Genomic DNA, 16,006 nt, shown 5'->3' on the forward strand with positions numbered 1-16,006 from the left:
TTATGGGGATGCAATATTAGACCTGTTCTATTTATTGTGACCTCCATTCCATAAATAAGATCTTTATAAAAAGACTCTATATTTTTAGAATATAAATTGTAATGAAATGTAATGATTTATATTTGCTAATTTGTGTAAACGATCTCATTATGTAGGGGTACAAGACAGGTAAAGTGGATAACCCTTTATTATTCCTGAAGTTATAAAATGTCTTGTACCTTAAATTCGATTCCCTTCCAACCTGCTGCAAATATTGATGTTTCGATATGCTGTGAGCAACTTAATGTCGTTTATTTAATCGCAGAATCAACACATTCACTCAGCGCAACTACCTTAATAGGGCGATTTACTTTTCCATATCAAGGAACAGAATCCATTATTGGTGATGGCTTTCAAATGCTGGCTCAAACTGGTGGAACAATAGAACAACCACAAGCTATTGGTCGATGTCCTGATAATAACAGTGAGTATCGTATCTATCCGCACGATGCGCCAAACCGTTATTATAACTATCTTGTGATAGAGCAAGAGGGGCAATTTACTTTATTCGGTTTTACTTCCTGTCACCGTTTTGCTGGTTACTTTGAAATTCATGATCAATCTATTTACGCTTTTATTGATGGTGAGCACTGTGTATTTAAACCAGATACAGCTAATGGTATTACACTTGAGCAGATAGTTACTGTGGTTGGGTCTAATTTACATGATGTATATCAGAGCTTCACAAAGGCGATTAATCGTAACCATCCAAAGCGAAATGATTCTCAACGATCACCTGTAGGTTGGTGCTCGTGGTATGCCTATTATGCTGGGGTGTCAGCTTCAGATATTGAACAAAATATTCGCTGCATGACAGGTGAGAATAAAAATATTGAATGGGTATTACTGGATGACGGTTATCAAGCTTATATGGGAGATTGGCTGACTCCATCGGAACGTTTTTCGGATGGTATTCAAACGGTGATAGCCAAGATTAAACAACAAGGGAAACAGCCAGGAATTTGGTTAGCGCCATTTATTGCAGAGCCAAGTTCAGAGATTTTTAAACAACATCCTAATTGGTTTGTTTGTCATCAAGAAGGTGAATTGCTCAAAGCTGAAACCGTAACTTATGGCGGATGGCGATGTACGCCGTGGTATATTCTTGATACTTCGCATCCGGAGGTTCAAGCGCATCTAACCTCTGTTGTTAAAACTATGCGGGAAGAGTGGGGCGTTGAGCTATTTAAGTTAGACGCAAACTACTGGGGAACACTCAAAGGTGCGCGTTATAAAAAAGATTGTACAGGTGTTGCAGCTTATCGTTTAGGGATGGAAGCCATTGCTAAAGGAGCTGGTTCAGCTTGGTTATTAGGTTGTAATGCACCGATGTGGCCATCTTTAGGATTGGTTGATGCAATGCGAGTGTCTGATGATGTTGAACGTAATCCTCACCGCTTTAGCCAAATAGCACAAGAGACGTTTTATCGCAGTTGGCAGCATTTGGCGCTGTGGCATATTGATCCTGATTGTGTCACCTTAATCGATCTAGCAAGTCAAAAAACAAGTCACAACAGTTATCTATTCCATCGTGATGTGGTTTTAGCAAGTGGTGGATTATTGTTATCTGGTGATCCATTAGCTCATTGGACACCATTTGCTCAGCAGTCTTTTCATCGTTTAGTTGAGCGTCAATGCCAAACACCAAATAGCGCTGAGTTTAATGATCTCTCTTTAGCTCAAGCAGAGTTAACTTTAGACAAGCAGCAAACGATTTATATTGGATTTAATTATAATGATGCAAATGCACGTACTGTGACGTTTGATGCAAAAGGAAATAAAGACTGGTTTGATTTTTGGACAGGAGAATGTGTGGCAACGAGTGTATCTACATATCAAGTTCAATTATCGCCTGGATTAAACAGTTGTAGTGTAGTTGCCCGTTAATAAGTGATAAAAAAGAGCCACTCATTAAAAGTGGCTCAACTGTAAAATTAGAAAAAGAAAAGTTACTCATTTACGACGTGTTGCAAGGAAACTAAGTTGTTCAATTTATTAACTTTGCGCTTTAACAGTAGTAATAAAGACTGAACGCGCTTTATCAATGCCTAAACGCTCAGCTTCATCTAATAACTTCATTGCTTTTTCGATATCATTTTTCTTTACAGCTTGTTTGATACCATCAAGATAATAACTTTTTGTTTCATCAAGAGTAGGGGCTTGATCTGCAACCACCACTGAGGCTTGGGCTTGTGGCTGGTGAGTCAAATAAGGTGTTGAAATTGATAAATTCAACTTACCATAGGGTGAGTGATTGACTTCTGGATTTGGAATTTCGGGTGGTACATTTCCATGAGCTATAGCATAAGCTTTGGCTGGATGAAGTACTTCTGTTTTTTGTGCTAAATCTTTTGTCGTGGTGTAAATCACCATATTAACGGTTGTTTCTGTGATTGGTGGTAAGAAAGTGAATTTACCTTCAAGCAAATCGCCATCTAAAAATTTTGCTGGTTTATAACTAAAATCAGCAAAAGAGAATGTCTGTAACACTTCACCCTTATTATCAACAAAGGCGATATTTGGAGCATAGACCCCTTGATCTATGATGCTTTGTAAATCAACCGTTATCGCCCCACGATTTGCTGGTATTTGAAAAGCGGCAATGGCTCCAGCACTATTAAATTGTTGACTGGTTTGACTATTTTTATCCAGGGTGAAAGTGACTTTTGTCGGAATATTAAGCGGTTGCCAGTGAATACCTGAGCTTTGTTTTATTTGAGCTTGTGCTACTGATGTATCTAAGGATTGGGTTTGTTGCGCACAGCCAGAGAGAAGGACTGCGGAAATCGCCAATGCTACAGCTTTGTTCATAATGCTACCCACGTTTGGCTGCTAATTAATGGATCATCAATGGAAGAAAAGATACGGTCAATCAAATAATTGACCGTATTTATTTAAGTTAAACTGAAACGATTACCACCAGGCTTCAGCTTGAACACCGATGTTGTATTCGTTGTCTTTATTGCCAGCAAATTTACCGTCGTCATTTTTTAGGTAGCTTGCGTATAGGCGGATTTCAGGACGAGCCCAGAAGCTAGAACCTGCAGTCCATGCTTGAGCAAGGGTGTATTTTTGACCACCAGAGTTATTTGCATCAGTTGCACCGTCGTTAGCAAAGTAACCGGCTTCAAAGATGGTCTTATGATGATCATCCCACTTGTAAACAGGGCGAACTACAGCAGAGAAGTTAGTGATATCCTGCTTTTGACCATCTTGGATATCATCGATAGTTGATGCCCACACTAGTTGGTGAGAAAGATCCCAGTGTTCGCCAAGGCTGATTACACCATGGTTAATTAAGCGATAAGCTGAACCACCGTGTTTAGCTTCAGCAGCGTACCAGTTACCTGCACCACCATAAACCATTGGCGCACCATAACCTTCGTTACCAAACTGGACAACAGTCTTGTTAAAGCCACCAAGAACGCTTTGAGTGAGTTCTGCCGTTAGCATTACGCCATCTTTGGCATCTTTTGCTGCTTGATTTGCATCGTGATCTGGATTAGCAATTGCGTAATCAATACCAAGCTCAAGAGAGGCGCCATCCCATAAATTTAGACCAGCATAACGAGCGTCTAAAATATTCATGTTTAGTGGCTGGATTTCATCAGGGATTGGATTGAAATCTTCTGCTTCGCGATCAGAACGAACCCATGCTAAAGAAAGCTTACCTGGACCCATTGCGATATTTTCGATACCAGCACCAGCACCTGAGATATCCCAGTAGTAACGGTCAGTAATATGAATATCATGACGTTGGTAGTAACGTTTACCTGCCCATAGTGTTGCCTCTGGTGCAAAGCCAAGCACGCCTTTTGCTTCAACGTTTAGCTGGCGTAATGCAATTTTAGCATCGTCTTTTTCTGTGCCTTCCCAGTCATTTGAACCGTTAGAAGTGGCTGCTAGCATGGTATTAACACGGAATGTCATGTCATCTTGTTGGTAAATATTAGAGCCTAAACCAATTTCACCATATGCATCGCCTTCATTACCTAAACGACCTAGGTTATTTTTTTCGAATTCGAACTGTTGACCGTGGTCACCACTGATACCCACACCAGCACGCATATAACCGAAGAAATCTACATCAGCAGCCATGCTTGCTGTAGACATTAGTGCTGCAGATACGGCTGCGGCTGTTAGACAAACCTTGTTCAATTTCATGGGTGAAACTCCTTCATGGAACATTATATTTGTTATGCCAGTTTCATCACGGTGAATAATCTGATTTAAAATTGATTGCTTATAAGTAATCAGAATATTGCTGAAAATTAATAGTGCAGAGGAGGTAGAGTATTATTAATTTTCATCCCACAGTGATAACTCGCTTTTTTCAAATAAATTAGGATTGAAGATTTATTTGATGAGTTGATTTTTATCTTTTTAATAGTCGTTAGCATCATCCTAAAAAAGAAATAGTTAAGGATGAGGTGGGAGGATGAGTGCAAGGATCACATTTTGTTGAGATGTGTCGAAAAATTAGCTTTAAAGCAACAAGTTGTGTGACTTACTTCACGAGTAAATAGCCTTACTTATAATGAGATGAATAATAATGAGATTGGTATCACAAGAATCCATAGGAAAGTATATGGAGTAGAAGCAGTATTTATCTTTTATATTGGACAGTTAGTGTGATCATATTCAAATTTATTGATGAGATATTTTTTTAAAAATAAAAAGTAAAAAAATAAAGGGGATATATTTAGTTATCTCCCCTTTATCTTTCGAGTCACTAATATCCAAATTGCTTAGATATTAGGTCTGTATACCCAAGCTATTTAGAATAAACAAAACTACTCATCCCAATAGCTTCGACCTTCTAGTGAATAAGGCTCATTTCTATCATATTGGTTTCGCTGTCCTCGAATTCGAGATAACTGAGCTTCCAGTTCTTTTGCTTGCTGAAAGTGACCTTCTTGATAAGCTAAAGAGATTCTCAATTCCAAGTCTTCAATGCGATCGTTGTGATTCATACTTAGCCTCCTTGATGTGGATAAATACGCATCAAAATCAATATGGCGTTTGTGTCATTCAACCCGGCAACACAATAACGAGTCAAACCCCAAAAGGATTGATGAAGAATTCTACTGCGCTGATCCATCTAGCGAGTAGAACACTAAAAGTATAGTTGACAATGGCAAGAACGAAAAAAGGTAAGGCTGCATAGCAAACCTTACCTGCACAAAAACCAATATTATGGCACTGAGCTAATGGTCAATGGATTCGGCAATCCAAATAATAAAACCTAATTAAATTTTTTCCTCATAGAGGCGGCGACAAGCAGTGCCATCGCTATGGAATAGATGACAGCGATGGGCCGGTATTCCGACTTCAAGGCGATCTCCTGCATTAATGTCAAGAGTATCTGGCTGGCGATAAATGAAGTCAGCATCAACATTGTCCATATTCAAGTAGACCTGTGTCTCATGTCCTAGTTTTTCGACAACAAGGACTTTACCCTCAATGCAGGCATCACCATCACAACAGGGCACTAAATGTTCAGGACGGACCCCCAGTGACATTCGAGAACCACGTTCTACGGTTGAGCCATCTACAGGTATCCAGAATGCATTACCATTAGCCAGTTGAACCATAACACGATCATTTTCAACTTCTTCGACAAAGACACTCATAAAGTTCATCTTTGGTGAACCAATAAATCCAGCGACGAAACGATTTTGTGGGTAGTGATAAAGCTCTAATGGGCGGCCAACCTGAGAGACAAATCCACCATCTAATACCACAATTTTGTTTGCAAGAGTCATAGCTTCGATCTGATCGTGAGTAACGTAGATCATTGTACAACCCAGCTGTTTATGAAGTTTTGCTAATTCGATACGCATCTGCACACGAAGCGCCGCATCTAGGTTAGACAAAGGTTCATCGAGGAGAAAAACCTGAGGCTGAGCAACAAGTGTTCGACCAATAGCAACACGCTGACGTTGACCACCAGACAGTGCTTTAGGTTTACGTTCTAATAAATGTCCTAGCTGTAAAATGTCGGCAGCATGATCCACTCGGCGTTTGATTTCACTTTTATCAGCTTTAGCTAGTTTAAGACCAAATGACATATTGTCGAATAGGTTTAAGTGGGGATATAGCGCATAAGATTGGAATACCATGCCCACACCACGTTGAGATGGGGGAACATCATTCATGCGTTTATCACCAATGTATAAGTCGCCAGAAGTAATGTCTTCTAAACCAGCAATACAGCGAAGTAATGTAGATTTACCACAGCCTGATGGGCCCACGAAAACGACAAATTCTCCGTCCTGAATATCCAAATCAACATTTTTAGATATTAGGTTATCTCCATACGCTTTACATACGTTTCGTAAAGTGACACTTGTCATTGTGCCTGTCCTCTATTTTTTGTTGTGTCGGTGAGCACATTTTTAATCAATGGCTTACTGGCGACGAATATTATCTGGATGTTGGAATTTTTACTCAGTTTTTTTGATAAAACATCCTCCTAAATTGATCTGGTTCAAGGGGGATGAAGGGGGAGGAGTACCGAGTTCACACTTTGCTAGTTTACTAGATGAAATCTATTTAGTAGATGAATATCCTGTGCGTGCTATCACAATATGTACTTATATTTAGATCTTCGTCACACCTCCTATTCGAGCCAGATCACGCTTTGAATAACTGCTGTAGGGGGGCGTAGTATTTAGGATGATGTAGGCCTACACAAAGTTAGGGATGATAGTGGTGAAATGACGTTACCCACTAAATAACCATGTAACGTTGCCAAAAATAACAATCAGGAAGGATGTTAAAGATGAGAAAAGTCCTCAGTACCGTTGCCCTATGTACTCTTGCTGCACTTGGTTCAGTTAATGCTTATGCCGCGATTGAAGAAGGTCAACTCACTATTTGGATTAATGGTGACAAAGGCTATAACGGCCTAGCTGAAGTTGGTAAAAAGTTTGAAGCAGATACTGGTGTAAAAGTGACGGTAGCTCACCCAGATGCGTTGGAAGAGAAGTTTCCTCAAATGGCATCAACCGGTGATGGTCCTGATATTATCTTCTGGGCTCATGACCGCTTTGGTGGATATGCTCAAGCAGGCCTTCTGGCTGAAGTGAAACCAACAGAAGCATTTAAGAATAAGTTCACTGATTTTACATGGGATGCAGTTTCTTACAATGGCAAATACATTGGTTATCCGGTAGCGGTTGAATCCCTTTCTCTTATCTACAATAAAGATCTTGTTCCTAATCCACCAAAGAATTGGGAAGAGATGGCTGCACTAGACAAAGAGCTACAAAAGAAAGGCAAGCGCGCCATTATGTGGAACTTACAAGAACCGTTCTTCACATGGCCAGTGCTTGCTGCTGATGGTGGCTATGCCTTTAAGTTTACTCCAAATGGTTATGATGCTAAGAATGTTGGCGTAAATAATGAAGGTGCAAAACGCGCAATGACGTTTATGAAGCAGATGGTTGATAACGGTGTTATCGCAGCTGACGTTGATTATGCGATTGCAGAGTCTGGCTTTAATAAAGGTGATGTTGCAATGACAATCAATGGTCCATGGTCTTGGGCTAACATTGATAAAGCTGGTGTTAATTACGGTGTCACGGTTCTACCTAAACTAAGTGGTAACCCATCTAAGCCATTTGTTGGTGTATTAACTGCAGGTATTAGTACTGCATCTCCAAACCAAGATCTTGCAGTTGAGTTTCTTGAGAATTATTTACTGACAGATGAAGGTTTAGCGACTGTAAATAAAGATGTTCCTCTCGGTGCTGTTGCACTTAAGTCTTATCAGAAAACATTAAGTAAAGATTCTCGTATTGCAGCAACGATGGATAACGCCCTAAATGGTGAAGTTATGCCTAATATTCCACAAATGTCTGCCTTCTGGTACGCAGAAAAAGCAGCAATCGGTAACGTATTAACTGGCCGTCAATCTGTTGATGATGCGCTTAATACTGTTGCTGAGCGTATGACTAAGTAAGTTGTTGAATTAGTACTATTAATGGGGGAGTTGTCGCTCCCTCATTTACCCGCATTCGCATTGTGAGGAACTCTGATGCAGTCTCATCAAGCAGCCGATATGACACTAGAGAGCCCTGTAGGGGATATGTCTGTCGGTATAAAAAAAGACTCTCAAAATAAAAAATGGTTGAAATGGCTTGCTCTAGGCTTGATCAGTATTATTAATGGTTATGCGACCATTTTGATGTACGCCCGTGGCGAGTACGCTTTTGCTTTATTAACATTAGTTTTAACATCGCTTGGCGTTTATGTTTTTGCTCGTAAAAGCATGTATGCACACCGTTATATTTTCCCTGGTGTTGCGGGCATGATTTTATTTATTATATTCCCTCTTATGTACACCATAGGTTTGGCTTTCACTAACTATAGTGGCACAAACCAGCTAAGTTTAGAGCGCGCTCAAAGCGTTTTACTTCAACAAACGTATCAAAGTGGTGATAGCGTAAAATTCTCTCTTTATGATGATAACGGTAAAGTGCATATTGCTTTACAAGAGGGGAACAAGTGGTATCAGACACCTGCATACGATTTGAAGCAACTACCAACAGAGCCGATTTCTCTGACTGAGGTTGCCGTACCTTCTGGTGATAAAGCACCATTAAAGCAAGTTATCGCTAATCGTAAAGCATTAAGTGACATTACCTTAATTGGAGCTGAGGGTAATAACCTCAAAATGTCAGGTTTACGTACTTTTGCTGAAATTGAACCTGTTTATACACTCGAAAAAGATGGTGAAACTCTTATTAACCATCAAAAAGAGATTACACTAAAACCTAATATGGATATCGGGTTCTATCAACAAGTTGATGCTAATGGCCAATTTGTTGGTGAGCCGCTTTCGCCAGGCTTTATAGTTAATATTGGTTGGGATAATTTTTCCCGAATCTTTAATGATCCAGGTATTCAACAACCATTCTTTAAAATCTTTGTGTGGACGGTTGTATTCTCTGCTTTAACTGTGATTTTAACCTTGGCTGTGGGTGTTGTGCTGGCTCAAATTGTATCTTGGGAAGAGCTAAAAGGACGTGGTGTTTATCGCTTGTTACTTATCTTACCTTATGCGGTTCCAGCTTTTATTTCTATCTTGATATTTAAAGGCCTATTTAACCAAAGCTTTGGTGAGATTAACCAAGTGCTAGAAGGTTTATTTGGTATTAGTCCTGCTTGGTTTACCGACCCGTTTTTAGCCAAAACAATGCTTATTATCGTCAATACCTGGTTGGGTTACCCTTATATGATGATTTTGGCTATGGGTCTATTAAAAGCCATTCCTGATGATCTTTATGAAGCATCGGCAATGGATGGGGCTGGTCCAATTGATAATTTCTTTAAAATTACGCTGCCTCTTCTTGTTAAGCCAATGATTCCTTTATTGATTGCAAGCTTTGCCTTTAACTTTAATAATTTTGTATTGATTCAGTTACTAACAAATGGTGCGCCAGATATGATCGGCACATCCGTTCCAGCAGGTCATACCGATTTATTAGTAAGTTATACCTACCGAGTTGCGTTTGAAGGTGCAGGTGGTCAAGACTTTGGCTTAGCAGGTGCAATTGCAACTTTAATCTTCCTATTAGTTGGTGGTTTATCACTACTTAATATGAAATTTACCAAGCTAGAGTCAGAGTAAGGAGTTCGATTATGGCTATGGTTCAACCTCAATCATTAAAATACCGAGTTTGGGCAACGCACATTGGAATGTGGTGTTTTCTTGCTTTGATGATGTTTCCTCTTTTAATGGTGATTGCGATTTCATTTCGAGAAGGAAACTATGCATCAGGCGAATTGATTCCATCTAACCCATCACTTGAGCACTGGAAACTGGCTTTAGGTATTGCGGTACAAAATGCGGATGGTACGGTAACACCGCCGCCATTTCCTGTTCTGACTTGGCTTTGGAACTCTATTAAAGTGGCTGGCTTGACGGCAATTGGTATTGTGACCCTATCAACGACTTGTGCTTATGCTTTTGCTCGTATGAAGTTTGCAGGTAAGACGTTGATTTTACGCTCTATGCTGATTTTCCAGATGTTTCCTGCGGTATTGGCATTAGTGGCATTGTATGCGCTATTTGATCGATTAGGTGCTTATGTACCTTTCCTTGGCATGAATACGCATGGTGGCGTTATCTTCGCCTATATGGGCGGTATTGCACTTCATGTTTGGACGATTAAAGGATACTTCGAATCCATTGATGGTTCTCTTGAAGAAGCAGCTGCACTTGATGGAGCAACACCATGGCAAGCCTTTAGAATGGTACTATTGCCATTATCTGTACCCATCCTTGCAGTTGTGTTTATTCTTTCTTTCATTGCTGCAGTTACAGAAGTTCCTGTTGCTTCATTGCTACTTCGTGATGTTGGATCATATACATTGGCAGTGGGTATGCAGCAATATCTATATCCGCAGAACTACTTATGGGGTGACTTTGCGGCTGCAGCTGTGCTTTCCGCATTACCAATTACGATTGTGTTCTTGCTAGCGCAAAAATTCTTAGTTGGTGGTTTAACTGCTGGTGGTGTGAAAGGCTAATTTACTTCTCAGTACCTATATTATTCCTTACAATGTAAAAGAGCCAAAGATCAGTTACTCGATCTTTGGCTCTTTTTTTGTTCAATAATTTTATAGCTTCTCATTTCGAAATCTCAGTCTCGTAATGTTCATACGATCGGCAAAACTCATTTCCTCACCGTATGTATTCAATAATTACTAATGTTAATAGCAATAACAGTAATTAATATTTCCAGCTTGATATCAATATATAGTGCTTTAATTTTTATAATTATCTATATGTCGTGTTTATTTAAACTTGAATAATTTCTACTACTTTCTGTAAGGTTGAATTGATACTGATAGTCATTATCATCTCGTTTGGTTTATTGCTTAGGAGATATAGGCATGAGTAACAATAAGAAGAGTGTGACAGAGTTTAATTTTGCCGACATAACATGGAAAGGAATTACCGCGACTCCTGCTGCGGCAGAGAGAATTATTTCGTTATCAAAAAACAATAAAGAGGTTCGTTTTTCAGTAAAAATATCTGGCTGTACGGGTTATGCATACGTTATTGAACAATTAACCGTAATTGAAGAACAAGATGTTTCATTTAACTCTCATGGCGCACTTTTCTATGTCGCTTTGTCAGCAATGCCTATGCTCGATGGCACTGAGATCGACTTTGTTAAACAAGGTTTGAATCAATCCTTTGTATACCATAACCCTAATGTAAAAACAGAATGCGGTTGTGGTGAAAGTTTCGGAATTTGATCTATGAGTATACCTGAACTCCAACCCGATATTGATCATGTGCTCAATCATAAGCGCTACAAAGAAGGGTTTTATACCGATGTTGTCAGTGACACCTTTAGTAAGGGCATTAATGAAGAGGTTATTCGCGCCATTTCAGCCAAAAGAAATGAACCTGATTGGATGTTGGAATTTCGCTTAAATGCCTTTAATTATTGGCTCACAATGAAAGAACCTCACTGGTTAAAAGCCGAATACCCAAAATTGGATTATCAAGACTACAGTTATTATTCCGCACCTAGCTGTGCTCGCTGTGACAATATTGATTCGTCAAATACAGATCAAGAAAGTGCTAATAGTGAGTTTTTAACACAAGAAGTTGAAGAAGCTTTTGAATTGTTAGGAGTCCCTGTTCGAGAAGGGGCTGATATTGCTGTTGATGCTATTTTTGACTCTGTCTCTGTTGCAACGACCTATCACGAAGAACTCAAACAGCTGGGCATTATTTTTTGCTCCTTTAGTGAGGCGATTCAACAATATCCTGAATTAGTAAAAAAATATTTGGGCACAGTTGTTCCTGCAAAAGATAATTTCTTTGCGGCACTTAATGCGGCTGTTGCTTCTGATGGCACTTTTATTTACATCCCCCCAGGTGTTCGTTGCCCTCGTGAGCTCTCAACCTATTTTCGTATTAATCAGGCAAAGACGGGTCAGTTCGAACGCACGATTTTAGTGGCAGATAAGGGGGCATATGTCAGTTATATCGAAGGTTGTTCAGCACCTGTTCGCGATAGTTATCAGCTTCATGCCGCCGTTGTTGAAGTCATCATTCATCAAGATGCCGAAGTGAAATATTCAACGGTCCAGAACTGGTTTGCCGGTGAAGAAGGTCAAGATGGTGGCATTTTAAACTTTGTAACTAAACGAGCTCTATGTGAAGGTCGTAATAGTAAGATGTCTTGGACCCAATCGGAAACAGGTTCGGCGATTACGTGGAAATATCCGAGCGTGATCTTACAAGGCGATAATTCTGTTGGGGAGTTTTTTTCCGTTGCATTAACCAATGGTAATCAAAAAGCCGATACGGGCACTAAGATGATCCATATCGGTAAGAATACAAAGTCGACCATTATTTCAAAGGGGATCTCCGCAGGCCAAAGCGAAAATAGCTACCGTGGTTTAGTTAAGATTCTCCCTTCAGCACAAGGTGCTCGTAACTATACCCAATGTGATTCTATGCTCATTGGTAATAAATGTGGCGCTCATACTTTCCCAACCGTTGATGTGCGAAACCCATCAGCTCAAATTGAACATGAGGCAACAACTTCCAGAATAGGTGAAGACCAACTGTTTTATTGTGTGCAGAGAGGGATCAGTGAAGATGATGCTATCTCTATGATTGTTAATGGTTTTTGTAAGGATGTGTTTTCTGAGTTGCCATTAGAGTTTGCCGTGGATGCGCAAAAGCTTCTTTCTATTAGTCTTGAACATAGTGTGGGTTAATTATGTTAGATATTAAAAATTTACATGTCAGTGTCGAAGATAACGAAATCTTAAAAGGCATTAATCTCCAAATTAAAGCGGGAGAAGTTCACGCAATTATGGGGCCTAATGGTTCGGGTAAGAGCACATTGTCATCCACGCTTGCTGGCAAAGAAGACTATGAAGTTACCCAAGGTAGTATTGAGTTTTTAAATAAAGATCTTATCGAGTTAGATGCAGACGAACGTGCTGGTGAAGGGGTATTTCTTGCTTTCCAATACCCGGTTGAGATTCCAGGTGTGAGTAATAAGCTCTTTTTACGTACAGCTCTTAATGGTATCCGCAATTATAAAGGATTATCTGAGTTAGACCGCTTTGATTTTGACGATTTGTTAGAAGAGAAAGCGGAGCCGTTAAAAATGCCTGTTCATTTGTTGGATCGTTCCGTTAATGAAGGATTCTCTGGTGGTGAGAAAAAACGGAACGATATTTTGCAAATGGCGGTATTGGAACCCAGCCTTTGTATTTTAGATGAAACAGATTCTGGCCTTGATATTGATGCGTTAAAAGCTGTCTCAGAAAGTGTAAATACTTTACGTGACGATAAGCGTGCTTTCATTGTTGTGACCCATTATCAGCGTATTCTTGATTATATTAAACCAGATTATGTTCATGTTATGGTGGATGGAAAAATTGTTAAATCTGGTGATTATCGTTTAGCTAAAGAGTTAGAGGAGAAAGGTTATGGCTGGATCATTGGAGAATAAATCAGCATCGACTCTTCTTAATTGGCAAGCGTTAGTGCCTGATGCCCTTGACCAACAAAAACATTGGAAAAAAGTGTTAGAACTAGGACTTCCAACCCGTTGTGACGAAGATTGGAAATTTACACCCTTTAACTTTCTTTATGAGCTCCCATGGCATGATCGAGTGCCTTTAGTTCAACGCCGTATACCTAAAGATCTTAGTTATTTAGGTTCTGAAGATGTATATCGAATGGTATTTATTAATGGGTGTTGGCAAAAAGAGTTATCTGATTCTGTGTGTGGTGTCGATATTTCCGTATTAAAGGGAGATGATATCAGTACTGAATCCCTTGCGGTCGATCCGCTGGATAATGAGATAGTTGTTGAGCTTACCGAAGCACTAAAAACGCAAATGGTTAAGTTTACTGTTGCACCTAAAGTGATATTAGATAAGCCATTATGCATTATTCATTACATAGACAGTTTTGATGGAGCAGTGTGTGCGATGCGTCATCACTATCAATTAGGTCGTTTGTCGCAAGTAAAAATTATTGAGCACCATGTGAATCTATCGGAGGTATCCCATAAAGGAGTTGTGTTTAGCAACACATCCATAGAAGCTCAAGATGGTGCGCAAGGCGAATATATTAAGATCGTTGAACAGGGAAATGAACAACTACATCTTGCTCATAATCATATAGTTACAAATCGTGATGCGAATGTGACGAGTTCCGCCTATTTATTATCAGGGAAATGGATCCGCCATAAGACCAGTAGTGAGCTAGGGGGTGAAAACGGTGTTGTCGAGATGAACAGTTTATCTCTCCCTGCTCGTGATCAATGTTTTGATAGTCGAACTTATCTAAATCATAGTGTATCGCACTGTCGTAGCCATCAGCTACATAAAATGGTGGCCGTTGATGATGGTAAAGGTGTATTTGACGGTTTAATTTATGTAAGTCCTGGTGCTTTAAAAACTGATGGTCAAATGGATAATCATAATTTATTGATTGGTGATAAAGCCCAAATAAATAGCCAGCCTAAATTAGAGATTTATGCTGATGATGTGAAGTGCAGTCACGGCGCTACAACAGGTCAGTTAGATCAAGAGCAAATTTTTTATCTACAAGCTCGTGGTATTAAGAAAGAGCTAGCCGAGCGCATGATCATCAAAGCATTTGCAAAAGAAGTGTGTGATCTGGTGTCTTTTGAGCCGATTCGTCGTTATTTGCTTGATCATGTTGAAAAGAAATTGGAGCAATCATTATGATTGAGAGTCCATGGAGAAAAGATTTTCCGATTTTTCAGCAGCTTGATAAAGAAAATTATCGATACCTTGATAGCGCAGCAACAGCACAAAAACCACAAATAGTTTTGGACATAATGGATAAGTTTTATCGATATGACAATGCTGCTGTCCATCGAGGTATTCATCGGTTAAGTGCTCGTGCAACGGATCAAATGGAGTTGATCCGTGAGCGGGTTGCGCAATTTATTCATGCACCTTCGGAGAACAATATTGTTTTTACCAAAGGGACAACTGAAGCTATTAATTTAATTGCCAACAGCTATCTTCCAACCTTTGCCCAAGAGGGGGATGAGATTATTATCTCTGAACTTGAGCACCACGCTAATATCGTTCCTTGGCAAATGTTAGCGCAGAAGTTAGGGTTAAAAATCAAAGTGTGGCGTCTTGCTGATAATAACCGTGGTCTTTGTTTAGATGCATTTCGAGAGCTGTTAACGGAAAAAACAAAGTTAGTTGCGATTAGCCAACTTTCAAATGTTCTTGGAACTGTGCAGCCCATTAAAGAGGCTATTTGCATGGCACATCAAGTAGGGGCGGCAGTTATGGTTGATGGTGCTCAAGGTATCATGCATCAGCAGACTAATGTTCAAGAACTTGGTTGCGACTTCTATGCTTTTTCAGCTCATAAGCTCTATGGTCCAACGGGAATTGGAGCGTTATATATCGCATCAAAATGGTTGCAGCAATTACCTCCATGGGAAGGGGGGGGAGCAATGATTGATAAAGTGGATTTATTCAGCAAAACTTCATATCAAGCTGCGCCTTGGCGTTTTGAAGCAGGTTCTCCGAATGTTGCGGCTATTATGGGCTTTGGTGCTGCAATTAAATATGTTACTCAAATCGGTTTATCTCAGATACAGGACTATGAAAAACAATTAATTTCATATATGTCACAACAGTTTTCAGATATTGATAACGTTGAGTTATATGGTAACGGAAAAAATCGCCATGGCGTGCTGTCGTTTAATCTTACGCCTCACCATGCGTTTGATGTCGGCAGTTTTTTAGATCAATACGGTATTGCGATTAGAACCGGCCACCATTGTGCAATGCCTCTTCTAAAACGTTTAGATCAAGCTGCAGTATGTCGAGCTTCTATTGCCCTTTATAACAATGCAGAAGATATTGATAGGCTGGTGGCAAGCATTAAACGTACACAAATGTTATTAGGTTAAAA

13 protein-coding genes are annotated in these 16,006 nt (G+C 39.7%); 9 read left to right on the top strand and 4 right to left on the bottom strand.

The window, feature by feature from the left end; genetic code table 11:
• Nucleotides 1-207 precede the first annotated feature (207 nt).
• Nucleotides 208-1,926, top strand: a complete 1,719-nt coding sequence (locus tag CTN07_RS14590; protein ID WP_005305325.1) for a glycoside hydrolase family 36 protein — start codon at nt 208-210, stop codon at nt 1,924-1,926.
• Nucleotides 1,927-2,034: 108 nt separating this feature from the next.
• Here CTN07_RS14590 and CTN07_RS14595 read toward each other — a convergent pair whose 3' ends face one another.
• The 4 genes from CTN07_RS14595 to malK form a co-directional block, all read right to left on the bottom strand.
• On the bottom strand, nt 2,035-2,850 hold the full coding sequence (locus tag CTN07_RS14595; protein WP_005305323.1) for a MalM family protein: 816 nt from the start codon (nt 2,848-2,850) through the stop codon (nt 2,035-2,037).
• A gap of 102 nt (nt 2,851-2,952) precedes the next feature.
• Complete coding sequence (locus CTN07_RS14600) at nt 2,953-4,197, bottom strand: maltoporin (protein ID WP_036766029.1); 1,245 nt, start codon at nt 4,195-4,197, stop codon at nt 2,953-2,955.
• Nucleotides 4,198-4,832: 635 nt separating this feature from the next.
• Complete coding sequence (locus tag CTN07_RS14605; RefSeq protein ID WP_036765723.1) at nt 4,833-5,012, bottom strand: hypothetical protein; 180 nt, start codon at nt 5,010-5,012, stop codon at nt 4,833-4,835.
• Nucleotides 5,013-5,288: 276 nt separating this feature from the next.
• Nucleotides 5,289-6,395, bottom strand: a complete 1,107-nt coding sequence (gene malK, locus CTN07_RS14610; RefSeq protein ID WP_005305317.1) for a maltose/maltodextrin ABC transporter ATP-binding protein MalK — start codon at nt 6,393-6,395, stop codon at nt 5,289-5,291.
• Between the two features lie 428 nt (nt 6,396-6,823).
• Here malK and malE point away from each other — a divergent pair, with 428 nt between their 5' ends.
• The 8 genes from malE (at nt 6,824) to CTN07_RS14650 (ending at nt 16,004) form a co-directional block, all read left to right on the top strand.
• A complete protein-coding gene (gene malE, locus CTN07_RS14615; RefSeq protein WP_005305313.1) occupies nt 6,824-8,005 on the top strand; it encodes a maltose/maltodextrin ABC transporter substrate-binding protein MalE in 1,182 nt (393 codons plus the stop codon).
• 75 nt (nt 8,006-8,080) lie between these two features.
• Complete coding sequence (gene malF / locus CTN07_RS14620; RefSeq protein ID WP_005305303.1) at nt 8,081-9,676, top strand: maltose ABC transporter permease MalF; 1,596 nt, start codon at nt 8,081-8,083, stop codon at nt 9,674-9,676.
• A gap of 11 nt (nt 9,677-9,687) precedes the next feature.
• Nucleotides 9,688-10,578, top strand: coding sequence for a maltose ABC transporter permease MalG (gene malG / locus CTN07_RS14625; protein WP_005305300.1), 891 nt, complete (start codon nt 9,688-9,690; stop codon nt 10,576-10,578).
• 366 nt (nt 10,579-10,944) lie between these two features.
• A complete protein-coding gene (locus CTN07_RS14630; protein WP_036765721.1) occupies nt 10,945-11,313 on the top strand; it encodes an iron-sulfur cluster assembly accessory protein in 369 nt (122 codons plus the stop codon).
• 3 nt (nt 11,314-11,316) lie between these two features.
• The gene (gene sufB, locus CTN07_RS14635; RefSeq protein ID WP_005305298.1) at nt 11,317-12,795 is read left to right on the top strand and encodes a Fe-S cluster assembly protein SufB; all 1,479 of its coding nucleotides are present in this window, start codon (nt 11,317-11,319) and stop codon (nt 12,793-12,795) included.
• A 2-nt stretch (nt 12,796-12,797) separates the two neighbouring features.
• Complete coding sequence (gene sufC, locus CTN07_RS14640) at nt 12,798-13,541, top strand: Fe-S cluster assembly ATPase SufC (RefSeq protein WP_005305295.1); 744 nt, start codon at nt 12,798-12,800, stop codon at nt 13,539-13,541.
• Nucleotides 13,519-14,790, top strand: a complete 1,272-nt coding sequence (gene sufD, locus CTN07_RS14645; protein ID WP_005305293.1) for a Fe-S cluster assembly protein SufD — start codon at nt 13,519-13,521, stop codon at nt 14,788-14,790. The genes sufC and sufD overlap by 23 nt, the downstream gene beginning before the upstream one ends.
• Nucleotides 14,787-16,004: a SufS family cysteine desulfurase gene (locus CTN07_RS14650; protein WP_005305292.1), complete on the top strand. Its 1,218-nt coding sequence runs from the start codon at nt 14,787-14,789 to the stop codon at nt 16,002-16,004. The genes sufD and CTN07_RS14650 overlap by 4 nt, the downstream gene beginning before the upstream one ends.
• The last annotated feature ends 2 nt before the right edge of the window (nt 16,005-16,006 follow it).

It is taken from the genome of Photobacterium damselae, from assembly GCF_003026815.1.
Lineage (GTDB): Bacteria > Pseudomonadota > Gammaproteobacteria > Enterobacterales > Vibrionaceae > Photobacterium > Photobacterium damselae.

Coding starts and splice junctions, on each gene's coding strand:
- malK (WP_005305317.1), bottom strand. CDS start 6,395: ATGACAAGTGTCACTTTACGAAACGTATGTAAAGCGTATGGAGATAAC.
- CTN07_RS14595 (WP_005305323.1), bottom strand. CDS start 2,850: ATGAACAAAGCTGTAGCATTGGCGATTTCCGCAGTCCTTCTCTCTGGC.
- sufD (WP_005305293.1), top strand. CDS start 13,519: ATGGCTGGATCATTGGAGAATAAATCAGCATCGACTCTTCTTAATTGG.
- CTN07_RS14590 (WP_005305325.1), top strand. CDS start 208: ATGTCTTGTACCTTAAATTCGATTCCCTTCCAACCTGCTGCAAATATT.
- CTN07_RS14605 (WP_036765723.1), bottom strand. CDS start 5,012: ATGAATCACAACGATCGCATTGAAGACTTGGAATTGAGAATCTCTTTA.
- CTN07_RS14650 (WP_005305292.1), top strand. CDS start 14,787: ATGATTGAGAGTCCATGGAGAAAAGATTTTCCGATTTTTCAGCAGCTT.
- CTN07_RS14630 (WP_036765721.1), top strand. CDS start 10,945: ATGAGTAACAATAAGAAGAGTGTGACAGAGTTTAATTTTGCCGACATA.
- sufC (WP_005305295.1), top strand. CDS start 12,798: ATGTTAGATATTAAAAATTTACATGTCAGTGTCGAAGATAACGAAATC.
- sufB (WP_005305298.1), top strand. CDS start 11,317: ATGAGTATACCTGAACTCCAACCCGATATTGATCATGTGCTCAATCAT.
- malG (WP_005305300.1), top strand. CDS start 9,688: ATGGCTATGGTTCAACCTCAATCATTAAAATACCGAGTTTGGGCAACG.
- malF (WP_005305303.1), top strand. CDS start 8,081: ATGCAGTCTCATCAAGCAGCCGATATGACACTAGAGAGCCCTGTAGGG.
- malE (WP_005305313.1), top strand. CDS start 6,824: ATGAGAAAAGTCCTCAGTACCGTTGCCCTATGTACTCTTGCTGCACTT.